Source organism: Parahoeflea alexandrii (assembly GCF_024105735.1).
GTDB classification, from domain to species: domain Bacteria; phylum Pseudomonadota; class Alphaproteobacteria; order Rhizobiales; family Rhizobiaceae; genus Hoeflea; species Hoeflea alexandrii.
This window is the reverse complement of the sequence record NZ_JAAAML010000001.1, coordinates 800,023-824,684: the sequence shown is the minus strand read 5'-3', so window position 1 is coordinate 824,684 and position 24,662 is coordinate 800,023. Positions and strand designations below refer to the sequence as shown.

At 62.6% G+C, this 24,662-nt stretch carries 19 protein-coding genes; 3 read left to right on the top strand and 16 right to left on the bottom strand.

Annotated elements, in window-relative coordinates:
• Window positions 1-42 precede the first annotated feature (42 nt).
• Entirely contained in the window at window positions 43-2,148 is a 2,106-nt protein-coding gene (gene ligA / locus GTW23_RS03750; protein ID WP_252914669.1) for an NAD-dependent DNA ligase LigA, read from the bottom strand.
• 158 nt (window positions 2,149-2,306) lie between these two features.
• Between ligA and GTW23_RS03745 the strand changes: the two genes are divergently transcribed.
• Entirely contained in the window at window positions 2,307-2,906 is a 600-nt protein-coding gene (locus GTW23_RS03745) for a hypothetical protein (RefSeq protein WP_252914668.1), read from the top strand.
• A 43-nt stretch (window positions 2,907-2,949) separates the two neighbouring features.
• On the opposite strand, the gene recN is transcribed toward GTW23_RS03745, so the two are convergent.
• The 7 genes from recN to GTW23_RS03710 all read right to left on the bottom strand — a co-directional run bounded on the left by recN (window position 2,950) and on the right by GTW23_RS03710 (window position 11,889).
• Window positions 2,950-4,623 (bottom strand): DNA repair protein RecN, encoded by a 1,674-nt coding sequence (gene recN / locus GTW23_RS03740; RefSeq protein WP_152007914.1) that lies wholly within the window; start codon window positions 4,621-4,623, stop codon window positions 2,950-2,952.
• Window positions 4,624-4,634: 11 nt separating this feature from the next.
• The gene (locus tag GTW23_RS03735) at window positions 4,635-5,501 is read right to left on the bottom strand and encodes an outer membrane protein assembly factor BamD (protein WP_152007913.1); all 867 of its coding nucleotides are present in this window, start codon (window positions 5,499-5,501) and stop codon (window positions 4,635-4,637) included.
• Between the two features lie 182 nt (window positions 5,502-5,683).
• Window positions 5,684-6,637 (bottom strand): UDP-3-O-acyl-N-acetylglucosamine deacetylase, encoded by a 954-nt coding sequence (gene lpxC / locus GTW23_RS03730; protein ID WP_152007912.1) that lies wholly within the window; start codon window positions 6,635-6,637, stop codon window positions 5,684-5,686.
• Between the two features lie 291 nt (window positions 6,638-6,928).
• Complete coding sequence (gene ftsZ, locus GTW23_RS03725) at window positions 6,929-8,650, bottom strand: cell division protein FtsZ (protein ID WP_252914667.1); 1,722 nt, start codon at window positions 8,648-8,650, stop codon at window positions 6,929-6,931.
• Between the two features lie 58 nt (window positions 8,651-8,708).
• A complete protein-coding gene (gene ftsA / locus GTW23_RS03720; protein ID WP_152007910.1) occupies window positions 8,709-10,037 on the bottom strand; it encodes a cell division protein FtsA in 1,329 nt (442 codons plus the stop codon).
• Complete coding sequence (locus tag GTW23_RS03715) at window positions 10,034-10,954, bottom strand: cell division protein FtsQ/DivIB (RefSeq protein WP_252915560.1); 921 nt, start codon at window positions 10,952-10,954, stop codon at window positions 10,034-10,036. The genes ftsA and GTW23_RS03715 overlap by 4 nt, the downstream gene beginning before the upstream one ends.
• Window positions 10,951-11,889, bottom strand: a complete 939-nt coding sequence (locus GTW23_RS03710) for a D-alanine--D-alanine ligase (protein WP_252915559.1) — start codon at window positions 11,887-11,889, stop codon at window positions 10,951-10,953. Before GTW23_RS03710 ends, GTW23_RS03715 begins: the two co-directional genes overlap by 4 nt.
• Before the next feature lie 647 nt (window positions 11,890-12,536).
• Here GTW23_RS03710 and GTW23_RS03705 point away from each other — a divergent pair.
• On the top strand, window positions 12,537-14,450 hold the full coding sequence (locus tag GTW23_RS03705) for a putative bifunctional diguanylate cyclase/phosphodiesterase (RefSeq protein WP_252914666.1): 1,914 nt from the start codon (window positions 12,537-12,539) through the stop codon (window positions 14,448-14,450).
• Window positions 14,451-14,644: 194 nt separating this feature from the next.
• Here the strand turns inward: GTW23_RS03705 and GTW23_RS03700 are convergent, their stop codons facing one another.
• Window positions 14,645-15,469 carry a GGDEF domain-containing protein gene (locus tag GTW23_RS03700; protein ID WP_152007907.1) on the bottom strand — a complete coding sequence of 275 codons (825 nt, stop codon included), beginning with the start codon at window positions 15,467-15,469 and terminating at the stop codon, window positions 14,645-14,647.
• Window positions 15,470-15,692: 223 nt separating this feature from the next.
• On the opposite strand from GTW23_RS03700, the gene GTW23_RS03695 reads away from it, so the two are divergent.
• Window positions 15,693-16,799, top strand: a complete 1,107-nt coding sequence (locus GTW23_RS03695) for a DmpA family aminopeptidase (RefSeq protein ID WP_252914665.1) — start codon at window positions 15,693-15,695, stop codon at window positions 16,797-16,799.
• Here GTW23_RS03695 and GTW23_RS03690 read toward each other — a convergent pair.
• The 7 genes from GTW23_RS03690 to mraY all read right to left on the bottom strand — a co-directional run bounded on the left by GTW23_RS03690 (window position 16,794) and on the right by mraY (window position 24,651).
• Window positions 16,794-17,279, bottom strand: coding sequence for a DUF1579 domain-containing protein (locus GTW23_RS03690; RefSeq protein WP_152007905.1), 486 nt, complete (start codon window positions 17,277-17,279; stop codon window positions 16,794-16,796). The genes GTW23_RS03695 and GTW23_RS03690 overlap by 6 nt on opposite strands.
• 169 nt (window positions 17,280-17,448) lie before the next feature.
• The gene (gene murB, locus GTW23_RS03685; RefSeq protein WP_267661845.1) at window positions 17,449-18,426 is read right to left on the bottom strand and encodes a UDP-N-acetylmuramate dehydrogenase; all 978 of its coding nucleotides are present in this window, start codon (window positions 18,424-18,426) and stop codon (window positions 17,449-17,451) included.
• Window positions 18,423-19,847, bottom strand: a complete 1,425-nt coding sequence (gene murC / locus GTW23_RS03680; protein WP_252914664.1) for a UDP-N-acetylmuramate--L-alanine ligase — start codon at window positions 19,845-19,847, stop codon at window positions 18,423-18,425. The genes murB and murC overlap by 4 nt, the downstream gene beginning before the upstream one ends.
• Window positions 19,844-20,971 (bottom strand): undecaprenyldiphospho-muramoylpentapeptide beta-N-acetylglucosaminyltransferase, encoded by a 1,128-nt coding sequence (gene murG / locus GTW23_RS03675; protein WP_252914663.1) that lies wholly within the window; start codon window positions 20,969-20,971, stop codon window positions 19,844-19,846. Before murG ends, murC begins: the two co-directional genes overlap by 4 nt.
• 4 nt (window positions 20,972-20,975) lie before the next feature.
• The gene (gene ftsW / locus GTW23_RS03670; protein WP_252914662.1) at window positions 20,976-22,130 is read right to left on the bottom strand and encodes a putative lipid II flippase FtsW; all 1,155 of its coding nucleotides are present in this window, start codon (window positions 22,128-22,130) and stop codon (window positions 20,976-20,978) included.
• The gene (gene murD / locus GTW23_RS03665; protein ID WP_252914661.1) at window positions 22,123-23,544 is read right to left on the bottom strand and encodes a UDP-N-acetylmuramoyl-L-alanine--D-glutamate ligase; all 1,422 of its coding nucleotides are present in this window, start codon (window positions 23,542-23,544) and stop codon (window positions 22,123-22,125) included. The genes ftsW and murD overlap by 8 nt, the downstream gene beginning before the upstream one ends.
• Before the next feature lie 3 nt (window positions 23,545-23,547).
• The gene (mraY, locus tag GTW23_RS03660; RefSeq protein ID WP_152007900.1) at window positions 23,548-24,651 is read right to left on the bottom strand and encodes a phospho-N-acetylmuramoyl-pentapeptide-transferase; all 1,104 of its coding nucleotides are present in this window, start codon (window positions 24,649-24,651) and stop codon (window positions 23,548-23,550) included.
• Window positions 24,652-24,662: the final 11 nt, after the last annotated feature.

Genomic DNA, 24,662 nt, shown 5'->3' with positions numbered 1-24,662 from the left:
ACGCCGCGGCCAGCGCCGAGAGTTCGATTGGAGAGTGCCGCCCTACCCGACCAGTTCGAACCAGCCGTCCTCGTCCATGGTGCGCACGCCAAGTTCTTGGGCTTTCGCAAGCTTGGATCCTGCGCCGGGGCCGGCCACCAGGATATCGGTCTTTTTTGATACCGAGCCTGCCACTTTGGCGCCGAGGCGTTCGGCCATGGCCTTGGCTTCGTCACGGGTCATCTTTTCAAGGCTGCCGGTGAAGACGACGGTGAGGCCGGCGACGGGGGAATCCTGCGCCGGTTTTTCGGCTTCAAGGATCGTGAGTTGCTCGGTGAGCCTGTCCACCATCCCGATATTGTGTGGCTCGCCGAAGAAGCGGCCGATGGCCTCCACCACCGCCGGACCAATGTCATCGAGTGCGTCCATCTCCTCGATGGCTGCCTTGTCGCCGCCAGCAATCGCAAGCGCGGCCTCATGCACCGAGGCCCAGTCGCCATAGGCCCGCGCCAGCGTCTTGGCGGTCTGTTCGCCGACGTGGCGGATGCCGAGCGAGAAGATCAGCCGGTCGAGCGCAACCGTGCGCGCCGCATCAATCGCGTCGAACAGCTTCTGCGCGCTGGTTTCGCCATAGCCTTCGCGGTTCTTAAGGCGCTGCAGCCCGTTGGCCTCGTCGCGCGCCTTCAGTGTGAAGATGTCGGCAGGCTGACGGATCGGCAGCAGGCTGTCGTCGTAGAAGAACTCGATCTGCTTGTCGCCCAGGCCGTCGATGTCGAAGGCCTTGCGCGAAACGAAGTGCTTCAGGTGCTCCTTACGCTGGAACGGACAGGCAAATTCCCCCGAGCAGCGGCGGATCACGCCTTCCACACCGCCCGCGGTCTCCTCGCGGATCACCGGCGTTTTCAGATCGCACGGACAGGTGGTGGGGAATTCAAAGGCGACGGCGTCCTCTGGCGAGGAGACCACGCCGAGCACCTGCGGGATGACATCACCGGCACGCTGGATCTGGACGATGTCGCCGATCCTGACACCCAGTCGCTCAATCTCCTCGCCATTGTGCAATGTCGCATTGGTCACCACCACGCCGCCCACCGTGATCGGTTCAAGCCGCGCCACCGGCGTCAGCGCGCCGGTGCGCCCGACCTGAATGTCGATGGCTGTCAGCCGCGTCGAGGCCTTCTCGGCCGGGAACTTGTGCGCGATCGCCCAGCGCGGGCTGCGTGAACGGAAGCCCAGACGCGCCTGCAGATCGAGCCGGTCGACCTTGTAGACAACGCCATCGATGTCGTAGGGCAGATCGGCGCGGGCCAGCCCGATCTCGTTGTAGTGATCGATCAGCGCCTCGATGCTTTCGAGCCGCCTTGTCAGCGGATTGACCGGAAAGCCCCAGTCTTTGAAGACCTCGATCATGGAATGCTGGGTGTCGGCCGGCATCTCAGACATCTCGCCCCAGGAATAGGCGAAGAACCTTAGCTTGCGCCTGGCGGTCACCTTGGCATCGAGTTGGCGGAGCGAACCCGCGGCGGTGTTGCGCGGATTGACATAGGTCTGCTTGCCTTCCGCAGCCATCCGTTCGTTCAGCGCCAGGAAATCCTCCTTCGCCATGTAGACCTCGCCGCGCACCTCCACGACCGAGGGCGCGACGGCAGGCAGCGTGTTGGGAATCTCGGAGATGGTTTTCACGTTGGCGGTAACATTCTCGCCCGTGGTGCCGTCGCCCCGGGTGGCGGCCGAGACCAGCTTGCCGTCCTCGTAACGGATCGACATCGACAGCCCGTCAATCTTTGGTTCTGCGGTCAACGCAATCGAATTGTCCGGCAACTGTCCCAGAAACCGGTAGATCGAATGGACGAAGTCGCGCACGTCTTCATCTGAAAACGCATTGTCGAGCGACAGCATCGGCACCCGGTGGGTGATCTTGCCGAAGCCTTCCGCAACCGCGGCGCCGACTTTTTCTGAAGGGGATTCAGCCAGCTTGAGATGTGGAAACCGCTCCTCGATGGCAAGGTTGCGCTGCTTCAACGCATCATAGTCGGCGTCGGCGATGATCGGCGCATCCTGGGTATGATAGGCCTCGTCGTGGCGGCCGATTTCGCTCAAGAGCCGCTCAAGTTCGGCTTTTGCCTCCGCCTCGCTCAGCGCATCGACAGGCTTGGTCTCGTTCTTCATCTGCGGCACTCCGGAATCGTCTGTGTTGTAGCGCAACTGACGCGAATGAAAAGCCGCTTGCCTTCCCCTTTGCCGCGGTCAATCGGCGGTTAAGGATTGGCTGATAGACTTCACACTGTAAGCACCGACTTGATCAGACCATCAGGAAGACCAGACGAATGCTCGTCGGAGCCATCCACACCTTCACGAAAGCCCCCTTGAGCGAACGCACCGCCCCCGCATACGAGCAGCCCGACGAGAACACGTCAGGCGCGCTGGACCGGCTGGGAAACCTCACCGAAGCCGCGGCCCACAGCCGCAAGGCCTTCGCCGAGGAACGCCTCAAGCAGCTCCGCGAACAGATGAACAAGCTGATGCTGTTCGACATGGCGCCAGCTGTCCAGGCGGGCCGGTCCGCACAGTTCGCCCGGGAACTCAAAGCTGCAGCAGAAGATTTTGCCGGCGCATTCGAAGCGCTCGCCGCCCTGCCGCGCCCTGAAGCCCAGGGACTGTCGCTGGCTCAACAGGCCTACCTCGATCTCGACGACGGCCCGCAACCCGCTCAACCGTCCCGCAGCCCGGCCGATATCGAGACGATGGACAGCTTCATGAGCGCCGCAAAGCAGCTCACAGCCATGGCCGAAAGCGCCAATTCACGCATAGATCGCAGGGACAGCGCATCCGCCCTGGCGGGCGAAGCCTACGGCACCGCGTCGGAGGTGATCGAGATGATGGGTCGCGTCAAGAGCGCCTCGGCGCCCAGGTCGTTCTACTGGTAGAAGGCCTCAAGGCCGCAGGACATTGCACCTGCACAGCAACCCGTCAGACATTGCCCTCAAGCAAGCGGCCAGCGGCGGCGCGCGCCTCGTCCGTCACGTGTTCGCCGGCCAGCATCCGCGCGATTTCCTCGCGCCGCGCATCCGCGCCCATGGTGGAAACCCGTGTCGACACCGTTTTCGAGCCCGCTTCGGTCGGCCCCTTGGCGATCAGCAGATGCGTGGCGGCGCGTGCTGCGACCTGCGGCGCATGGGTGACAGAAAGCACCTGGACGCCCGCCGACAGCCGCTTCAGCCGCTTGCCGATCGCATCGGCCACCGCACCGCCCACTCCGGTGTCGATCTCGTCGAACACAAGCGTCGGCGCCGAACCGCGATCGGCCAGCGCCACCTTCAGCGCCAGCAGGAAGCGTGACAGCTCGCCGCCGGAAGCCACCTTCATGATCGGTCCCGGCCGCGAGCCGGGATTGGTGCGCACGTGAAAGGCGACGCTGTCGATGCCCGACGGCCCGGCATGGGCTATGTCACTGGCGATCTCGACGAGAAACTCAGCCCGTTCGAGCTTCAGCGCCGGCAATTCCGCCATTACGGCGGCCGCCAGCGCCTCACCGGTCTTGTGCCGGCGTTCGGAGAGCTGCTCCGCCGCGTGCAGGAAGGCGGCCTTTGCTTCGCGAACCCGGGTTTCCATCGCGGCAAGCCGTTCCTCTCCGGCATCGAGATCCGAGAGGTCGGCAACCATCCGCGCGGCCAGTTCCGGCAGTGCCTCGACCGGCACATTGTACTTCCGCGCCGCCCCCCGAAGCGCAAACAGCCGTTCCTCGGTCTCTTCGAGCTCGCGCGGATTGAAATCAGCCGCACGAAGGGCCGCTTCAACCGCCGTCTGCGCATCGGCCAGCGCGTTGAGCGCCGCATCGAGCGCTGAGACCGTATCATTAAGCAGTTCCGGCGCTTCCTGCGCCTTGCGCTCCAGCCGACGCACCAGTCCGCTGATCACCGGCATCGGCGAGCCCTGGCCGTTGAGTACCTCGTTGGCCTCGTTGATGTCGCTCGCCATCTTTTCGGATTTCATCATCAGCGACCGGCGGATCGCAAGCTCCTCCTCCTCGCCTTCGACAGGGTGAAGCTTTTCCAGTTCATCGACAGATGACCGCAGCCAGTCGGCCTCCCGCCGGGCTTCCTCGACCTTGGCCCGGTGCGCCTTCAACGCCCGCTCGGCTTCGCGCCAGCCTTCGTGCAGACGCCCGACGTCCGCGGTTCGCTCGCTCAAGACGCCAAAGACATCCAGCAGGGCCCGGTGTGCATCGGTGTCGATCAGTGCGCGGTCATCATGCTGCCCGTGGATTTCCACCAGCAAAGATCCTGCCTCGCGCATCAACGCCACGCTGGCAGGCTGGTCGTTGATGAACACCCGGGTACGGCCATCGCCCGATTGCACCCGGCGGAACACCAGGTCGCCGTCATCATCAATGTCATTGGAGCGCAAGAGCTTGCGCGCGGGATGATCCGCGCCGACGTCGAAGACCGCCGTCACCTGCCCCTTGTCGGCGCCGTGGCGCACGAGGCTGCCGTCGCCGCGACCGCCAAGCGCCAGCGAAAGTGAATCAAGCAAAATGGATTTACCGGCACCGGTCTCGCCGGTGAGCACCGAAAGACCTGCGTCAAACTCGAGATCAAGCCTCTCGATCAGAACGATATCGCGGATCGACAGCTGGACAAGCATCGCCGTCCGTTTCAGGAGCCGACGAGGGCGGCCCCGGCGCGTGAAATCCATGACCCCTTGTTTTCCCGTGGCTCGAGGCCTCGGGTCGACAGGAGCCTGTAGGAATCCGCATACCACTGGCTGTCGGGATAATTGTGCCCGAGAACGGCCGCCGCCGTCTGTGCTTCGCTTTCCAGTCCCATCGCGTAATAAGTCTCGACCAGACGCGCCAGCGCCTCTTCGACCTGACGGGTGTTGGGAAACTGCTCGACCACCAGGCGATACCGATTGGCAGCAGCGACATATTCCCTGCGCTCCTGGTAGTAGCGACCGACCTGCATTTCCTTGCCGGCCAGCTGGTCACGCGCGTAGCGCAGCTTCGCCTGGCTGTCCTCGACATATTCCGAATCGGGATAGCGCTCGACCACTTCCGTAAACGCCGCGATCGCCCGCGCCGAGGTGCGCTGATCGCGGGTGACTTCGGGGATCTGCCGGTAGTAGGCAAGCCCGACGATGTACTGCGCATAGGCGGCATCTTCATCGTTCGGGTAAAGGCTGAGGTAGCGGTTAGCCGTGTTGATTGCCTCGGTATACTGCGCCTGGCGGTAATTGGTGAAGGCACTCATTACCATCGCCTTGCGGGCGAATTCCGAATAGGGATGCTGTTTGTCGACGGCGTCGAACTTGCGGCCGGCCTCGGTCAGCTGACCCGCCTCGAGATTGGCAAGTCCCTGATTGTAAAGTACGTCGGCAGGCTCGATCGACTGCGCATAGGTGCTGATATCGATGTCCGGGTCAGATTGGCAGCCGCTGACGAAAGATGAAATGCCAGCCAGTCCGGCGACAAGGAGCGCTACCCGAAACACGCGTCTGCGCTCGCCCATGACCGAAGTATTCATCCTGCAAACCTCTCAACAGCCGCGGAAACCAGATGCCCCGCGGAACCAGACCAGCGTTTCTATCCGGAAATGACCGAACTTCGCAACGTCATGAAGACGCTTTGCCGCAATTTTGTGGCAGCGATCCTCTTCAATATCACGAGTTTAGAACCTGATGGTGACAGGAAAACCTGATCGAGCCGTTAAAGCGCCCAGGGAGCGAAGACCGCAGCATTGACAGCCACCAGTTCACCATGACGAACCGTGTCGCGGCGCGCCGGTGCCTCGACCACTTCATAGGCCGACTGATCAGCCAGAAGCGCCCGCAGCGCAAGCGCGTTGAGCTTGTGGCCACCGCGGTAGCTGCGATAGCAACCGATGAACTGTGCGCCGGCAAGTGCGAGATCGCCAACCGCATCGAGCGTCTTGTGACGAACAAACTCGTCACGGTAACGCAGACCCTCGACATTGATGACCTTGTCGTCATCGCCGATCACCACGGAATTGTCGAGCGACGAGCCCAGCGCATGGCCGGAAGCCCAGAGCCGTTCAACATCGCGCATGAAACCAAAGGTGCGGGCACGGGCCAGTTCGCGGCGGAACGTGTCTGCGGTGACTTCACCTTTCCAGGACTGGCGTCCGATCAGCGGAGTCTCGAAATCGATGTCGATCTCGAAGCGGGTGCCATTGTGCTGGCTGAATTCTGCCCAGGAGCCGCCCATTTCAATCCGCACCGGCTTGATCACCCGGATATAGCGGCGCTTCACCGAATGATTGACAAGACCGGCGGTATCGAGCGCCTCGATGAACACGGCGGCGCTGCCGTCCATGATCGGCACTTCGCCACCGTCAAGATCGATGTTGATATTGTCGACGCCGAGCGCGTAAAGCGCGGCCATCAGGTGCTCGACGGTCGCGATCGAGCGATCCGGCGCCTTGCCAAGCAGTGTGCAAAGATCCGTGGAACCGACCTGCGACGAGACAGCACGAACACTGACCACATCACCGGAGGGAAGCTGACGGTTGAAGACGATGCCGTTGTCGGGATCTGCGGGATGAAAGGAGATAGAGACATTTTCACCGGAATGGACTCCGATGCCAGACAGAGAAATCGACCGCGAAATTGTGGTCTGCAGTCCTACTACATCACTACTCATAAGGTTCGCCGTTTCCCGCAATATCTGGCATGGCCGGTAAAGACCATGATGTCCCCAATCGTCAGGAGCAGCCCCACTCTTCCCCAGTGCGGTCGGCTACCCCAGCCCCTTGTTGTTGCGGGGCAAGATACGGCGATGGACCCAAGTTTCCAAATCACGCTTTTTTTCCATCTGTTACGAAACCGTAACGCCAAGACGATTTAAAAACCTCACGCTAAACAAGCAGTTAGAAATGGGCATGGCGACCCGGTGGCCGCCATGCTCAAAGCTATGTAACAGATCGTCGCCGGTTCACTTGGCCTGACGGCGCAGGAACGCGGGAATTTCGAGCTGTTCGTCTTCATGCGCCGAGCGGGCCTGCGGTGTCATCCGGCCCTGGTCATCGAGCTGTCCGCGGCGCGGAGCATAGACGCTGGCTTCTGGCGACAGCGGCCGCCGCGCTTGCGGTGCCTGGGCAGCGGCAGGCATCTGGGAGGATTCCTCGTCCTCACGGCGCCCCAGCGTGCTCGAGATCCGCTTCAGCAAACCCATCGGCCCACGCTCGTCGGCGTTGCCCTGCGGAGCGGCGCGGTGTTCCATCTCGGCCTTGACGACCGGCGGGAAGTCTTCAACCCGCGGCATCCGGGTCGGCTGCGGCTCCATGCGCATTTCAGGGACCGGCTGCGGCTGCGGTGCCGCCGGGGCGGCTGTCGCGGCAGGGCGTTGCGGCGCGGTCATCGCCGGCTGCGGCTGAGCCATCTGCTGCGCAGTATCGGCTGCACCTGCAAAAAGCCGGCTCTGCGGCTGGAAGCCGGGCTGGGCAACCGGCGCTGCCGGCTTGGCCGCCTGGGCCTGCGCGGCAAGTTCGATCTCGCCGGCGATGTCCAGTTCCCGCTCCAGATCGGCTTCCGCCGACAGGATGGTTTCTGCGACGGCGTCTGCCTGGCTTGCCGCAGCAGGCTGCGATGCGGGCGCTGCCGGACGGGCAGGCTGCTGCTGGGCGGTGACCGCCGGACGGGCAGCCGGACGCGACGCCTGCATGGTCGGACGCTGTTCGACAGCACCTTCCACCCGGTCGATGCCGGTTGCAACGACCGAGACCCGGATCAGGCCTTCGAGAGCTTCGTCGAAGGTTGCACCAAGGATAATGTTGGCGTCTGCATCGACCTCCTCGCGGATGCGGGTTGCGGCTTCGTCGACCTCGAACAGGGTCATGTCGCGGCCGCCAGTGATCGAGATCAAGAGGCCCTGCGCGCCCTTCATCGTGGTCTCATCCAGCAGCGGGTTGGCGATCGCGGCTTCGGCGGCGGCCATTGCGCGGCCCTCGCCCGAAGCTTCGCCGGTGCCCATCATGGCGCGGCCCATCTCGCGCATCACCGAACGGACGTCGGCGAAGTCGAGGTTGATCAGGCCTTCCTTGACCATCAGGTCGGTGATGCAGGCAACGCCCGAATAGAGCACCTGGTCGGCCATCGCGAAGGCGTCGGCGAAGGTGGTCTTGTCATTGGCGATGCGGAACAGGTTCTGGTTCGGAATGACGATCAGCGTATCGACGCATTTCTGCAGCTCCTCGATACCCGATTCGGCCAATCGCATGCGGCGCTGACCTTCGAAATGGAATGGCTTGGTGACCACCCCAACGGTCAGGATGCCCTTGTTGCGTGCAGCCTGGGCAACGACCGGGGCAGCGCCGGTGCCGGTGCCGCCGCCCATGCCTGCGGTGACGAAGCACATATGGGTGCCGTTCAGGTGATCGATGATCTCGTCGATGCACTCTTCAGCGGCCGCGCGGCCGACTTCCGGCTGCGAGCCGGCGCCAAGACCTTCGGTGACCGCCACGCCCAGCTGCACCAGCCGGTCGGCTTTCGACATCGTAAGCGCCTGGGCGTCGGTGTTGGCGACGACGAAGTCGACGCCCTGCAACCCGGCATTGATCATGTTGTTGACGGCATTGCCACCACCGCCGCCAACCCCGAACACAGTGATGCGGGGCTTCAGCTCGGTGATGTCCGGCTTCTGCAAATTGATGGTCATGGCACCCGTTCCTTCCTTTGGCATGGCCCGCACCGCCGCGTCGGCCAATTCTGTGAATTCAAAAACTCTCTTTGAGCCACTGCCCCATCCGGGACAGGCGGCCGCCGGCGCCGGCCATGGCGGCAAAGCCGCCCTCGCCCGCGCCGTGTGATTCAAGATGGGCGACCTGGGGATAGATCATCAGCCCCACCGCCGTTGAGAATGTCGGCCCCTTGGCCGCGGCCGGCAGCCCCGAAACCCCCAGCGGCCGTCCGATCCGGACATTGCGGGCCAGGATGCGCCGGGCAGACTCGGCCAGGCCTGTCATCTGGCTGGCGCCGCCGGTCAGCACCACACGCTTGCCGACAAGCGACCCGTAGCCCGACTGTTGAATCCGGTCGCGCAGCATTTCGAGTGTCTCTTCAACCCGGGCGCGCACGATGCGCGAGACCAGTCCGCGCGGCACATGCGTCGGCAGGTCCCGTTCATCCTCGCCGAAAGGCGGAATCGAGATGACGTCCCGGTCCTCGCCCGCCTGCGGCAGCGCCGAACCATGCACCACCTTGATACGCTCGGCATCGTCAAGCCGCGTCGACAGTCCGCGCGCCAGATCCATGGTCACGTGATGACCGCCAAGCGCGATTGCATCGGCGTAAACCAGCTTGCCTTCGGAAAACACAGAGATCGTGGTCGTGCCGCCGCCCATGTCGATTGCCGCGCAGCCCATTTCGGCCTCGTCGGAGACAAGTGCTGCAAGCCCGGAAGCATAAGGTGTCGCCACCATCGCCTCGACGGTCAGGTGTGCCCGGTTGATCGACAGCTCGAGATTTTTGAGCGGCGCCCGGTCGGCCGTCAGCACATGCATGTCGACCCCCAGCAGGTCGCCATACATGCCGGCCGGATCACGGATGCCGCGCTCGCCATCAAGCGTATAGCTCGAGGGCAGCGAATGCAGGATCGCGCGCTCGTGGAGCTGGCTCTGCCGGGTTGCGGCATTGACCACCTTGGCCAGATCGCCGGACGCGATCTCATGACCGCCGAGATTGACCGAGGCGGAATGGGTCTCGCTCTTCAGCCGACCTGCCGTGACATTGACGATCAGGCTTTCCACGGTCACGCCGGCCATCCGTTCGGCGGCGTCGACAGCCAGCCGCACCGAGCTTTCGACGGCATCCATGTCGGAGATGACGCCGGCCTTCAGTCCGCGTGACTTCTGGTGACCGATCCCAAGGATCTCGATGCTGTGAGTGCGGCCCGAAAGAACCTCCGCACCCTCGACAGGTGTCAGCCGGCCGATCATGCAGACCACTTTCGACGAGCCGATATCGAGCACCGTGACGATGCTGACGCGCTTTGATGAAAGCGGCTTGAGCCGTGGGAGCATGGAAGAGGGGCGGAACAGGCTCACGATTTTTGACCCGCCTTGATCATCTTGGCGCGGGCTTCGAGCGCCTGCTTGCGGCGCTCATAGGAAGCTTCGCTCAGCCGCAACGTCACCCGGTCTTCAAGCCGAAGATCGACAGCGGTGATATCGCGCGACAACACATCACGGCCGGCATCGAATTCGGCAAAGCGCTTCAGCGCCGCGCCAACATTGTCAGCGGGCAGGCTTAGCGTCACGCCATTGTCGAGCCGCAGGTCCCAGCGACGGTCGGCGATACGGATCGCGGCCTTCACCCGGGCGCGCAGTTCCGGATAGAACAGCAGCCGCGCCTCAAGCTCGTCGGCATGGCGGTCGGCGCCCAGGCCGACATACAGAGGCAGTCCGGCATGACGGGCGCCGTTGAGCGGGGCGATCACGTCGCCGCGCGCATCGATCAGCGACAGCATGTCGCCGTGCTGCCAGATACCCACCGGCTTGCGTTCGACGAGCTGGACCGAGAGCCCGCGCGGATAGACCTTCTGGACCTGCGCATCGGTAACCCACGGCAGTTCCATCAGCTTTTCGCGCGCGGCATGAGCATTGATCGCCACCACCGAGGTCGACCCGTCGAGACCGAGCTGCTGCAGGATATCGATGTCGGAGGTCTCGACATTGCCGCTGACCTGAACGTCCTCGAGCGCAAATCCTGCGCCGGTTGTCACGGCCTGCGTCACGGCCTGGGTGTGGCCACCCAGCGCCATTCCGTACAGGCCGGTCGCGGTAAAAAAGGCAAAAGCGGCAACCGAGCCTGCATGCGGACGGATACCGACACGACCGGTGGCCAGCGCGATGCCGAAACGCACCGGGCGTCTGAGGAAACGGGGCAGCACAAACGCGCCGGAGAACGCATCACGTCCCGACCCGCTGGCCGCATGAGCGGCACTGCCCTTGTTTCCCTTCATCGACGACACGAAGCGTCCTCCACCATCCAGCTGACAAATTCTTCAAACGAATGGCCCGCCTGAAGGGCCATTTCCGGCGCCAAGGATGTCGGTGTCATGCCGGGCTGGGTGTTGACTTCGAGCCAGATGACCTCCCCTTCTTCGGAGAAACGGTCATCGTAACGGAAATCCGACCTGCTCACGCCGCGACAGCCGATCGCTTGATGCGCCTTCAAAGCCAACCTACGTATTTTTTGGTAAACAATTGGTGAAATTTCCGCCGGACAAACGTGTTTGGAGCCCCCGGCGACGTATTTAGAGTCATAATCGTAAAAGCTGTGTCCTTGCGGCACTATCTCGGTCACCGCAAGCGCCACATCGCCCATGATCGTGCAGGTCAGCTCCCGCCCCGCGACGTAACGCTCGACCATGACCGTGTCGCCATATTTCCACTCTTTCGAGGTGATCACCTGCGGTGGATGCGACTGCCCCTCGCTGACAATGACGACGCCGAAGCTCGAACCCTCATTGACCGGCTTGACCACATAGGGCGGCTGCATCGGGTGGGCTGAGGTGAACTCATGCCGGTTCATCACCTTGGATTCCGCTACAGGGATGCCCACCGCCTTGGCGACGATCTTCGACAGCCGCTTGTCCATGGCCAGCGCGGAAGCCGTGACGCCCGAATGGGTGTAGGGAATTCCGAGATACTCGAGCACGCCCTGGATCGTGCCGTCTTCTCCGTAGGGCCCATGCAGCGCGTTGAAGCAGACATCCGGATTGAGCTCGGCCAGGATCGAAGCTACATCGGGGCCGACGTCAATCCGCGTCACCTGATACCCGGCGCTCTCCAGCGCATCGGCGCAAGCGGCACCCGAGGAGAGGCTGACCGGCCGCTCGGAGGAAAACCCGCCCATGAGCACGGCCACGTGCTTTTTCGCTGTATCAGCAGTCATCCCATTCCCTCTTATTCTGACGCGCGCGACGCCGGCAAGGCTCCTCACGCCGGCCCGCTTGGGCCAATTCATCAAGGCGGCATCCGGCGCATTGCCGGGTGCGCACCACTAAGCACTATCCTTCAACCTACAAAACGAAGATTGCGCCAAACCGGTCGAGCCAGGAAAAATGAGGCATACAGCGCCAGGCACAAACGGTTCAGAGCCGACCATGATTGAACGTGCAAGAGCTTGAGGATCAACAATCGTCAGGGAAACTCATGGTCGGCGAGCCATGACGGACAACACGTCCGCAGGCGTTCAAGTAAAAACCGCCACCAACCTTCCGGCATCCCATGGAACGGACAAATCAACCCAGTGTAGATAATTTTTTAAGCAGAACTAATCAACGATTTCCTCAAGAACAGTACGTTAACCGTTCGCCCGTAGAGTAGCCGATGTAACAAGAGACGGGATGCTGTTCATGACAGAACACGCGCTCAAGATCCTCTCTTGGAGATGTCAACGCACCCGTCCGTTCAGCCGAACCGGGCACCTGGCACAATTCCCGAACCATAAGCCGACCGCCACCGCCTCCCTGGAGAGGAGCTGCACGGACCGTATTCGGATGTTGTTGTTCAAAACGCTGATTTGAGAAAAGTGTAGATATGAAACTGGTCAGTCTGTTCGGCAATATTGCCCCCTCGATCGACCCCTTGCGGCAACAGGCCATGGCAAGGGCCTATACGCCGATCATTCGCACCATTCTTGTGCCCGGATGCGCCTACTATCTCTTTATTACCTTCAGCCACTGGCGGGATGAAACCGGATTGCCGCTTGCCATTCTTGGCTCACTAAGCGCCTTTACCGCCTTTTGCTTCTACCTGCTCAGACAGCACGTGCTGACTGAACAATCGACTTCGCTGCTGCGGCTCGAATTGTCGGGGCTACTCATCAACCTGCTGCTCTACACTAATGTCCTTGTCTATCTGCTGATCAATTTCGAGCAATCGAAACTCGTCTATTTTGCCATGCTGGCAGTGGTCTTCTCCACCACCGCGGTGACACTGAGGATTACCCTGGCCAGCGTCTTCCTGTCGCTGACCACACTCTACTGGTTTGCCTCCAGCCTTTCGACGGAACTGTTCGACCAGTATGTCTCGATCGGAGTTGCCACCGCCTTCGGTTCGCTTGCCATGGCAACCCTTCTGCGCAAGGCCATCCTGCAGCAGATCGATGCGCGGCTGCTTGCAGACAGACTGGCTGCCAAGGCGCGCCGCCTGGCCGACACCGACATGCTCACCGGCGTACCGAACCGGCGGGCCATCTTCGAGAAGATCGATTATCTCGTCCAGCAGCGCCGGCCTTTCTGGATGGGCATTTTCGACCTCGACGGGTTCAAGGCGATCAATGACGTTTACGGTCACATTGTCGGGGACGACCTCCTGTGCGCCGTTGTCAACCGCGCATCCGCGCTCAACATTGAAGGCGCAACCTTCGGTCGGATTGGCGGCGACGAGTTCGTTGCGATCTTCACCGGACAGGTTGACGCCAAGACTGCCGAACACCTCGGCGCGACTGTCATCGATGCCATCAGCACCCCCTACCCGGTAGATCTCCTTCACCTCTCGATCGGAGCTTCGGCCGGCTTTTCCCATTTTCCCAGCATGGGCGCTTCCGGAGCCCAGCTCTACGAGAAGGCCGATTACGCACTTTTCAAGGCCAAGACCCAGACCCGGGGCCAGTGCGTGCTGTTCGACACGGCTGAGGACGAGGAAATGAAGCGGGCCATCGAAATCGAGCGTGCACTGCGCGAGGGCGATCTGGAGCAGGAATTGTTCCTGCTATACCAGCCGCAGTATTCGCCGGAACAAGAACGCGTCGTTGGCTTCGAAGCCCTGGCGCGCTGGCAGAGCCCGAAACTGGGCCTGGTGCGCCCCGACCTCTTCATTCGCGCGGCAGAACGCGCCGGCCACATCCGCCGGGTGACAAACATCCTGTTCAGCAAGGGCCTGGCCGAAATGGCGCACTGGCCGACCGACATCAGCCTGTCCTTCAACCTCTCGGCCCAGGACATCTCCGATCGCGCCTTCATTCTATCGTTGCTGGGCCAGATCATGAAATCGGGAATCGCGCCGCAACGCATCGAATTCGAAATCACCGAAACCGCGGTGATGACCGACCTCGACACTTCGAGCAAGCTGCTCGAGGAACTGCAGGCCAGCGGCTGCCGGATCGCGCTTGATGATTTCGGCTCGGGCTATTCCAGCTTCGAGTACATCGACCAGTTGCCGCTCGACAAGGTCAAGATCGACCGCAGCTTCGTGCGCAAGGTCGCTCACAGCAACACATCCCGCGAAATCGTCGCAGGCGTCATCGGTCTCTGCCGCAAGCTGGACCTGCGCTGCGTTCTCGAAGGTGTCGAGACCGAAGCCGAAATGGATATTCTCGGCAAGCTTCAGCCGGACCTGATCCAGGGTTATCTTTTCGGCAGGCCCATGAGCGCGGAGGATGCCAGGCGCAAGATCCTCGAACAGGACGGCGCAAAGCCCAAGTTGAAACCGGTGCCCCGGTCGGCCTGAAACCGGTCGGAAGACAAGACAAACGGCGGGGAAACCGGAGCACTACGTTTTTGAATCGAGACGAATCCAGAGAGCGGTAGGCTTTTCTGCCCGTCGTCGCCGAGCAAACGATCACCCCGCTGTAACGCTGACGGTCAATACCCGTGGTCGGCTTTCATAACCCGGGGTCTTTCCAGGCGCTGGCCGGAGACGGCTCAGGCGACCTTGCGCCCTCGCTCCGGCTGGCCTGTTTTGTCACCGGTCTCGTAACAAATCACGATCCTGTCCCGGCCGCCAGACTTGGCCTCATAGAGCGCCTTGTCCGCCCGGGAAAAGACTTCGCCAAAATGTTCATGCGGCAATGCCCGCGCCAGGCCCCCCGATACAGTGACCGAAAACTCCCCGTCCTTCGTCGCAAACCGCATGCCGGCGATTTTCCTGCGCGCTAGTTCTCCAAGCACCATGAACTCGCCAAAGGGCATGTCCCGGCAGAACACGGCGAACTCCTCGCCGCCGATCCGGGCGCACAGGCACCGGTCGTTGAACACCGTTGCAAGCATCTTGCCGACCTTGACGATCACCTCGTCGCCGGTCATGTGGCCATAGGTATCATTGACCGATTTGAACCGGTCCAGATCGATCACCAGCATCGCCTTGTCGCCCTCGCAGCCGTCGAACTGCTCAAGAAAGGCCCGCCGGTTGGCAAGCCCCGAAAGCATGTCGGTCCGGCTCAGCTTCTCGAACTCCGCCCGCGAAACACCCAGGTCGTGGATGGCAAAACCAACCGCGATATAAGCAGCAACCGAGACAACAAAGGTGATCGGCGGGGTCAGCGCCGTGGCGATGATCAGCGCCGAGCCCAGGCTGTAGGGCATAAGGCCGAATGCATGGAGCAGGAAATGGGCGCAAAGGTTGAGGCCATAGGCAACCAGCGAGACCTTGAGCGCCACCCACACCGACTTGCGGCAGACATCGCGATAGCTGGCGAATTCGCCAAACATCAGCTGATCGACAATCCATTTGCGGATGACGCTGACCATGGAACCACTCCTGTTTATTGGGGACAATTTTAGGTATGCCGCGTTAAGAATATGTTTCCAATAGATATTTCCCAAAGGTCGGCCGCGCGATTAGGGGCGCCCGGGCTGTGGACGGGATGTGGTCCATGCTTCTCGCGACAGCTTGCTCCGTCTTGTGCGCCGGCCCGGTTCCATGTCACCTGTCTCTCGCCATTCACCTGCCCAGCCAAAGGAGAGCCGCCCGATGAAGCCGGAATGGAACACCACACCATCAGGCAAGCTGCGCGGCAGGGGTCTCGGCCTGCCGTTCGAAGGCATCAGCGGACCGTTCAACGCCATCACCGACGTGCCGGGCGTGAGCGTCGGCTATTCGACGATTATTGAAGGCAACGGCGTGCTCAAGCAGGGCGCCGGTCCCATCCGCACCGGCGTCACCGCAATCGTGCCGCGGCCGCTTGAACAGATCCATCAACCATTGTTCGCCGGCTTTTTCAGTCTCAACGGCAACGGTGAATTGAGCGGTACCCACTACATCGAGGAAACCGGCAAGATGGCGCTGCCGGTCACCATCACCAACACCCATTCCTGCGGCATCGCCCGCGACGCGACGATCAGATGGGCCGTCGAGTATCTCGCCGAGCGCTACCATGATGATTTCGCGTTGCCGGTGGCGGCCGAGACCTATGACGGCTTCCTGAACGACATCAACGGTTTTCACGTCGAGGCCCGGCACGTGATCGAGTCCATCGACACGGCGCGCGGCGGCGCCATCGAGGAAGGCAGCGTCGGCGGCGGCACCGGCATGAAGTGCTTTGGCTTCAAGGCCGGTTCCGGCACGTCATCGCGGCTGGTCGGTTACGGCGGCGAGAAATTTGCCGTGGGCGTCTTCGTGCAGGCCAATTTCGGCACCCGCCGGCACTTAACCATCCTCGGCAAAAACATCGGAGCGGACCCGGACCTGCCGCAGATGCTGACCAACACCAAAGACACCGAGCTCTCGTCGATCATCGCGATCATCGCCACCGACGCACCGTTCCTGCCACACCAGTTGAAGCGGCTTGCCCGCCGCGCCAGCTTCGGCATCGGCAGGACCGGCGGCATCGCCACCCACGGATCCGGCGATCTGTTCCTGGCCTTCTCGACAGCCGCATCGGACCTGGGCGGCGGCGCGATGCGTACGGTGCGCTTCGTGCCGGACGAAGACATCGACCCGTTCTTCGAGGCCGTGGTGCAGGCGACCGAGGAAGCCATCCTCAATTCGATGGTCGCCAACGAGGACATGACCGGGCGAGACGGAAATTTCGTGCCGGCGTTGCCGCATGAGGCGGTGAAATCGGCGCTGGGACTATGAGAACTCGCCGGCCCGGCTGAACTGCATCGTCCAGTTGGTTTCCCAAGTGCTGCCGCCATCGGCGGAAAATGCCTGTTCCCAAAGGCAGGTGTCCTTATCGAGGCTGATCCAGGTGAAGCGGACCTTGATCGGTCGCCCTTCGAAACAATCATCGGCCAAAAAAGTCCCGACCCCGTTCTCGAAGCGGCCGACCACCGGGACGTCAAGATGGTGCGGATTGCGCTGGTCAAGCCACCAGATCGCCCAAAGCCCGGTGGCCTTGTCATAGGACCGCAGAGCCACGGCGCGATAGGCGCCGCCCGGGAATTCGATGAAGTTGTCCTCGAGATTGCCATTGCCGCCCAGCACCGGGCGCGTCGAACTGGTGCCGTCGAACTCGTCCCACACATCGCTGCCCGCAAGGCGCACGGTCAGACGGCGGTGGCGAACGAGCCAGTCGCCAAACACGAAATCGAAATCGCGGCAAACATCGTCAGACATGGCTTGCTCCCGATGGCAGGCGAAACCTGATGACTTCAGGTTTCATTCCCACCACCTAAGCACAAGAACAAACCAAAAACATTTGAATTGTTGTGCGCGATTCGCATCTGGAATTGATGGGAAGCCCGGACCATATCCGGACCTTCCACCTCACTTCAGGAAGTCGGTCTCATACCAACTGCCCCAAAAATTCCTGCACCACCTGCCCCGGCTCGAACAGGCCGAGCCGCTTGATTTCCCATTCGAGACGGATGCCGGAGTTTTCCAGTACTCTTGCGCGCACGGTCTCGCCGAGATTTTCGAGCTCGTAGCCCGAGGCGGTGCCGGTGTTGATCATGAAATTGCAGTGCATCGGCGACATCTGCGCCCCGCCCACGGTCAGGCCGCGACAGCCGGCCTCGTCGATCACTTTCCAGGCCGAATGGCCTTCCGGGTTCTTGAAGGTCGAACCGCCGGTCTTTTCGCGGATCGGCTGCACCGTCTCGCGGTGATGCTGGACGGCGTCCATCGCGGCCCGGATCTCGTCCCTGTCGGCGGGCATGCCTTCGAAGATGGCGCGGGTGAAGATCAGGTCCTTCGGCGCCGACGAGTGCCGGTAGGCATAGCCCATGTCGGCATTCGACAGCACATGCCGCACGCCCTTGCGGTCAATGGCGTGAACCTCGACAACCCGCTCACGGGTTTCAACCCCGTTGGCCCCGGCATTCATCCGAAGCGCGCCGCCGATGGCGCCGGGAATGCCGTGATAGAAGTGAAATCCGCCAAGCCCGCTCTCGAGCGCCAGCGCCGCCAGATGCTTGTCCGGGCAGACCGCGCCCGCTGCGAGCCGCGTGTCCGACACCTGTTCGGCGCGGCCGAACCCCTTGGCCGACAGCCGGATTACCACACCGGGGATGCCGCCGTCACGGACCAGAAGGTTCGATCCGATGCCGACCGGCAGGACCGGGACGTCTTCCGGCAGCGCTGCCAGAAAGGCCGACAGGTCGTCCTCGTCGAGCGGCTGGAACATGAGCTCCGCCGGACCGCCCGTGCGAAACCAGGTTACCTTCGACATGTCGGCATTCGGGGTCAACCGGCCCCGGACATCACCCAGCCTGCCGTCGAGCGAGGCCAGCAGCTTTTCCCCATCGACCTGCAACGGCTTCATGCGTCGCCCCCGGACTGGGGCTTGAGCGCATTGAGTTCCTTGGGCAACTGGTTGGCCCATTGCGTGATGGTGCCGGCCCCGAGGCAGACGACATAATCACCTGGCCGGGCGATCTCGGCAACCAGCGGCGCCAGCGCCGCGGGTCCGTCGATCAGCCTTGCATCGCGGTGTCCGCCCGCCTTCATGCTCATCACCAGATGGGCAGAATCAATCCCCTCGATCGGATCCTCGCCAGCCGCATAGACCGGTGCCATGATCACTGTGTTGGCGTCATTGAAGCAGGCGGAAAAGTCGTCAAACAGGCTTTCAAGCCGGGTGTAGCGGTGCGGTTGGGCCACCGCGATCACCCGGCCCTGGCAGGCATCGCGGGCAGCCGACAGCACCGCCTTGATCTCGACCGGATGGTGACCGTAGTCGTCGAACACCTCGACGCCGTTCCATGTACCGGTATGGGTAAAGCGGCGCTTGACCCCGCCGAACTGCCCGAGCCCCTTGGCGATCTGTTCCGGCGTCAGTCCCAGCTCGCTGGCGACCGCAATCGCGGCAACTGCATTGGAGACATTGTGCTTGCCCGGCATTGGCAGCCTGAGGTCCCTGAGCTCGACAGTCTTGCCGGTCTTGCGGCTGTGGATCACCACGTCGAAGACCGAAACCGGACCGTCCATCCGGTGGTTGGAATAGCGCACGTCCGATTGCGGGTTCTCGCCATAGGTGATGACCCGGCGGTCCTCGATGCGGCTGACCAGCGCCTGCACTTCCGGGTGATCGAGGCACATCACCCCGAAACCGTAGAACGGCACGTTCTCGACGAATTGCCGGAAGGCAGCGCGCACCGCGTCAAATGTCCCGTAATGATCGAGGTGCTCGGGGTCGATATTGGTGATGACCGCAATGTCGGCGGGCAGCTTGAGGAAGGTGCCGTCGCTCTCGTCGGCCTCCACCACCATCCACTCGCCCTCGCCCATGCGGGCATTGGTGCCGTAGGCATTGATGATGCCGCCATTGATCACGGTCGGATCTAGCCCGCCGGCTTCCAGAAGCGTTGCAACCATAGAGGTGGTCGTGGTCTTGCCGTGGGTGCCGCCGATCGCGATCGCGTTGCGGAAGCGCATCAGTTCAGCCAGCATCTCGGCACGACGCACCACCGGCAGGAACCGCTCGCGGGCCGCCATCAGCTCGGGGTTGTTCTTCTTGATGGCGGTCGAAACCACCACCACTTCGGCATCACCCAGGTTGGCGGCCGAATGGCCGATATGCACCTCGATGCCCTTGTCCCTGAGCCGCTGCACATTGGCGCTTTCGGACTGATCCGAGCCCTGAACCTTGTAGCCAAGATTGTTCAGCACCTCGGCGATGCCGCTCATGCCGATGCCGCCGATGCCGATGAAATGCACCAGGCCGATTGTTTGTGGCATCTTCATGCGGGCGGACTCCTGAATTGATCTACACTGACGCCCTCCGCAATAGCTTCTGCCAGATTGGCAAGCAAGCGCGCGGCATCGGGTTTTCCTGTGGCCTGGGCGGCGGCGGCGGTGGCCGCCAGACCGGCGGGATCTTCCATCCTGTCAGCCAGCATGCCCGCGAGAACCTGTGGTGTCAGGTCCGATTGCCTGACGACACTGGCCCCGCCCTTGTCCATCAGCGCCTGCGCATTGGCCGCCTGGTCATGATCGAGCGCATAGGGATAAGGCACGAGAATGGCCGAACGGCCGATGACGGCGATCTCGGAAACGGTGGAAGCACCGGAACGGGAAATCACCAGATGTGCTGAGCCAATACGGGCGGCCATGTCGTTAAAGAACGGCGAGACCTCGGCCTCGACGCCCATTTCCTCGAGCCGCGCCCTGACATGCGCCTCGTCCTCGGGCCGGGCCTGCTGGGTGAGTTGCAGCCGTGCCCTGAGCGGCTCGGGCAAGAGCCCGATGGCCGACGGGATGGCATCGGAAAAGAACTGCGCGCCCTGGCTGCCGCCAAACACCACCAGCCGGAACGGCTCGCCATCGACCGAAGGCACATAGGGGATCGCCGCCGCGGCGATCACTTCGGGACGCACAGGATTGCCGGTGATCACCGTCTTGTCCGCATAGCGGCCCTTGCCTTCGGGCAGGAAGCCGCCGGCAATCGCCTTGACCCGCGAGGCCAGCGCCCGGTTGGCGCGCCCCATCACCGCGTTCTGCTCATGCAGCATCGTCGGCAGCCCGGCATTCGATGCCGCAAGCAGCGGCGGGATGGTCGGATAACCCCCAAAACCGATCACCGCGTCGGGCCGGATCTTCCGGATCAGCGCGCCTGCCTCGCGCACACCCTTGAACAGGGTCCACAGCGATTTGATCACCTTGAGCGGGTTCTTCGAGCCGATGGTGGCCGAACGCACGACGTGAATGTCGGAGGCGGGAAACTTGCCGGAGAACCGTTCCGCGCGGCTGTCGGTGACCAGGTGTACCCTGTGCCCGCGCGCCGTCAGTTCGTGCGCCAGCGCCTCGGCCGGAAACAGATGCCCGCCGGTGCCGCCCGCCGACAGCAGAAAAAGCTTGGTCTTTGTCATGATGCTATTCCGCCGCCACGCTCGCCACCGGCCGGTAGATGCCGCGCGGCTGCGCCCGGCTTTCGGGCCTGCGCCGTGTCAGCGCCAGCACGAAGCCGGCGGTCACCGCCACCGCGATCATCGAGGAGCCGCCATAGGAGATCAGGGGCAGCGTCATGCCCTTTGCCGGAAGCAGTTCCAAATTGACGCCGATGTTGATGAACGACTGGAACCCGATCAGCAGCGACAGCCCGGCCACCGCCAGGCGCGTAAAGTCATCCTGTTCCTGTCCGGCGCGAATGAGGCCACGAACGACCACGAAGGCAAACAGGGCCACCAGCACCATGCAGAAGATAATGCCGAATTCCTCGGCCGCGACGGAAAACACGAAGTCGGTGTGGCTGTCGGGCAGGATACGTTTGATCGTGCCTTCGCCGGGCCCCTGGCCCAGCCAGTCTCCACGGATGATGGCTTCACGCGCCGTGTCGACCTGGAAACTGTCGCCTTCGCCGAAGAGAAAGCCGTTGATGCGTTCCGCCACGTGTGGGAACATGAAATAGGCGGAGATGAAGCCGGCAATGGCAAGCCCGCCCAGCAGCATGATCCACAGCCAGGACATGCCGGCCATGAAGAACATGCCGCCCCACACGGCGGTGGTCAGCATGGTCTGGCCAAGATCGGGCTGGGCGACGAGCAATGCGGAAACGATGCCGAACAGGATGATGGCGAACAGGTTGCCCGGGATTTCGGGATGCCGGGACCGCTCCGAGAACAGCCAGGCGCAGATCACCACAAAGGCCGGCTTCATGAATTCCGAAGGCTGCACCGAGACTCCCAGGATCGACACCCAGCGCCGCGACCCCTTGATCTCGACACCGAAGAACAGTGCCAGGATCATCATCAGGATCGAGCCGACCAGCAGCAGCAAGGCCACCCGGCGCACCTGCCGTGGGCTCATGAACGACACGCCGATCATCACCGCCAGCGCCGGCAGCAGGAAGAAGCCGTGACGTTCGACGAAATGGAAACTGTCAAGCCCGAGCCGCTCGGCCACCGCCGGGCTGGCGGCAAACGACAGCATCAGGCCGATGCCCATCAGCCCGACAAAGGCCGCCAGGAACAGGCGGTCGATGGTCCAGAACCAGTCCGCGACCGGTCCACGTTCGACGCGGCTAACCATGGCGTTCTCCATTGTTTTCAACATCGATGAGCATTTTCGTATCACTCAACGCTGACACCAGGCTGACGAAGGCATCGCCCCGCACCTCGAAGTTGCGGTACTGGTCGAAGCTGGCACAGGCCGGCGACAGCAGTACTGCGGGCATCTCGGCCGTGTCGGAAGCCGCGTCCCGCGCAGCCGCCGCCACGGCATTCTCCAGCGTATCCGAAATCTCAAAGGGCGCATGCGCACCGATCGTGGCCGCAAACCCGGCCGCCGCCTCGCCGATCAGATAGGCTTTGGCAATGCGCGGGAAAAACGGCTCCAGCGCGGCAATGCCACCCTCTTTCGGCAATCCGCCGGCAATCCAGTAGATCGGATCGAAGCTTTGCAGAGCCGGAGCGGCAGCTTCCGCATTGGTCGCCTTGGAATCATTGACGAAGACGACCTTGCCGCGCTGCGCCACCGGCTGCATCCGATGCTTGAGCCCGGGAAAGACGGCAAGCCCGGCGCGGATCTCGTTCTCGCTCAGTCCAACTGCAAGACAGGCGGCAATCGCTGCCGCGGCGTTTTGGGCATTGTGTGCACCGCGCAGCGTGGCGATGCCGCTCAGGTCGGCAAGTTCATGAACCTTGCCGGCCCTGGCCAGCCGGATCAGTGCGCCTTGCGCAAACAACCCCTCGTCCAGGGGATGATCCTTGGAAACGCGCTCGACCCGGCGCTGCTGACCTTCAAGCCTGTCTGCGATCCCCCGGCACCAGTCGTCGTCAACACCGATGATTGCCACATCGCTCTGCGCCACCAGCCGCGCCTTGACGTCGGCATAGTGCTGCATCGTGCCATGCCGGTCGAGGTGATCCGGCGTCAGGTTGAGCAACAGCCCGGCACTCGGGTCAAGCGATGGCGCCAGATCGATCTGGTAGGAGGAGCATTCGATGACATGGATGCGCTCCGGCGAAGGCGGGGCCAGCGTCATTACCGCCGTGCCGATATTGCCGCCCAACTGCGCATCGCGGCCGCTATGGGCGATCAGGTGCGCGATCAGCGCCGTGGTGGTGGATTTTCCGTTTGTTCCGGTAATCGCGATGAATGGACTTCCCGGCGCATGCGCCCGCCGTTCGCGCACGAAGATCTCGACATCGCCAATGATCTCGACGCCATGGCTGCCCGCCAGTTCCGCCGTCCAGTGGGGCTTCGGATGGGTGAGCGGCACGCCGGGCGCCAGCACCAGCGTGTCAACCGACGCCCACTCAAGCTCGCGCAGATCGACGACCGGAATTCCGGCGGCCCTCGCCGCGTCAACCTGGGCCGGATTGTCGTCCCATGCCGAAACATCTGCTCCTCCGGCGGCCAGAGACCTGGCAGTGGCGAGCCCGGAGCCCCCCAGCCCGAAGAGCGCCACGCGTTTGCCGTCAAATGTCGACGCCGGGATCATCGATCACCTCAACTTCAGCGTCGCGAGACCGATCATCGCCAGCCCGACCGAGATGATCCAGAACCGCACCACCACCTGGCTTTCGGTCCATCCAAGCTTTTCGAAATGGTGGTGGATCGGCGCCATCAGGAACACCCGCTTGCCGGTGAGCTTGAACCAGCCCACCTGAATGATCACCGACAGCGCTTCGATGACGAACAATCCACCGATAATCGCCATGACGATTTCGTGCTTGGTGGCGACCGCGACAGTCCCGATCAGGCCGCCGAGCGCCAGCGAGCCGGTGTCGCCCATGAAGATCGCCGCCGGCGGCGCATTGAACCAGAGAAACCCGAGGCCCGCGCCGATCACTGCACCAAGAATGACGGCAAGCTCGCCGGTGCCGGGGACGAAATGGATCTGCAGGTAGTTGGCAAACACCGCATTGCCCGCCAGGTAGGCGATGGCGCCGAAGGAGGCGGCGGCGATCATCACCGGCACGATTGCCAGCCCGTCCAGACCGTCAGTCAGGTTCACCGCATTGCCGGCCGCAACGATCACGAACGCGCCAAAGACGATGAAAAACAGGCCCAGGTCCAGCAGCAGATCCTTGAAGAACGGGAACGCGATCGAGGATCCGAAGGTCGAGCCGTTGACAGTCGGTGCCGCCATCGAGGCCTGCATGATGAAGAACACCGCCGCTCCTGCGATGATGAACTCGATCCCCAGCCGCGCCTTTCCGGAAAACCCCTTGTCGCTCTGCTTGGTGACCTTGAGATAGTCGTCGTAAAAACCGATCGCGCCAAAGCCGAGTGTCACCAGCAGCGTGGTGACCACATAGACGCTCGAAAGATCCGCCCACAGAAGCGAGGAGCCGACGATGCCCGCCAGGATCATCAACCCGCCCATGGTCGGCGTCCCGGCTTTCAGGAAATGGGTTTGCGGACCATCCGCCCGGATCGGCTGCCCCCTGCCCTGACGCACTTTCAACGAAGCTATGATTCGAGGTCCGAACAGGAACACGATCAGCGCGGAGGTGAACATCGCCCCGCCGGTCCGGAAGGTGATATACCTGAAAAGATTGAAAAACTGGACCTCGTCCGCCAGATCCACCAACCAGATGAGCATGAGTTCGGTCC

Coding starts and splice junctions, on each gene's coding strand:
- ligA (WP_252914669.1), bottom strand. CDS start 2,148: ATGAAGAACGAGACCAAGCCTGTCGATGCGCTGAGCGAGGCGGAGGCA.
- GTW23_RS03745 (WP_252914668.1), top strand. CDS start 2,307: ATGCTCGTCGGAGCCATCCACACCTTCACGAAAGCCCCCTTGAGCGAA.
- recN (WP_152007914.1), bottom strand. CDS start 4,623: ATGCTTGTCCAGCTGTCGATCCGCGATATCGTTCTGATCGAGAGGCTT.
- GTW23_RS03735 (WP_152007913.1), bottom strand. CDS start 5,501: ATGAATACTTCGGTCATGGGCGAGCGCAGACGCGTGTTTCGGGTAGCG.
- lpxC (WP_152007912.1), bottom strand. CDS start 6,637: ATGAGTAGTGATGTAGTAGGACTGCAGACCACAATTTCGCGGTCGATT.
- ftsZ (WP_252914667.1), bottom strand. CDS start 8,650: ATGACCATCAATTTGCAGAAGCCGGACATCACCGAGCTGAAGCCCCGC.
- GTW23_RS03715 (WP_252915560.1), bottom strand. CDS start 10,954: ATGAAGGGAAACAAGGGCAGTGCCGCTCATGCGGCCAGCGGGTCGGGA.
- GTW23_RS03710 (WP_252915559.1), bottom strand. CDS start 11,889: ATGACTGCTGATACAGCGAAAAAGCACGTGGCCGTGCTCATGGGCGGG.
- GTW23_RS03705 (WP_252914666.1), top strand. CDS start 12,537: ATGAAACTGGTCAGTCTGTTCGGCAATATTGCCCCCTCGATCGACCCC.
- GTW23_RS03700 (WP_152007907.1), bottom strand. CDS start 15,469: ATGGTCAGCGTCATCCGCAAATGGATTGTCGATCAGCTGATGTTTGGC.
- GTW23_RS03695 (WP_252914665.1), top strand. CDS start 15,693: ATGAAGCCGGAATGGAACACCACACCATCAGGCAAGCTGCGCGGCAGG.
- GTW23_RS03690 (WP_152007905.1), bottom strand. CDS start 17,279: ATGTCTGACGATGTTTGCCGCGATTTCGATTTCGTGTTTGGCGACTGG.
- murB (WP_267661845.1), bottom strand. CDS start 18,426: ATGAAGCCGTTGCAGGTCGATGGGGAAAAGCTGCTGGCCTCGCTCGAC.
- murC (WP_252914664.1), bottom strand. CDS start 19,847: ATGAAGATGCCACAAACAATCGGCCTGGTGCATTTCATCGGCATCGGC.
- murG (WP_252914663.1), bottom strand. CDS start 20,971: ATGACAAAGACCAAGCTTTTTCTGCTGTCGGCGGGCGGCACCGGCGGG.
- ftsW (WP_252914662.1), bottom strand. CDS start 22,130: ATGGTTAGCCGCGTCGAACGTGGACCGGTCGCGGACTGGTTCTGGACC.
- murD (WP_252914661.1), bottom strand. CDS start 23,544: ATGATCCCGGCGTCGACATTTGACGGCAAACGCGTGGCGCTCTTCGGG.
- mraY (WP_152007900.1), bottom strand. CDS start 24,651: ATGCTCATCTGGTTGGTGGATCTGGCGGACGAGGTCCAGTTTTTCAAT.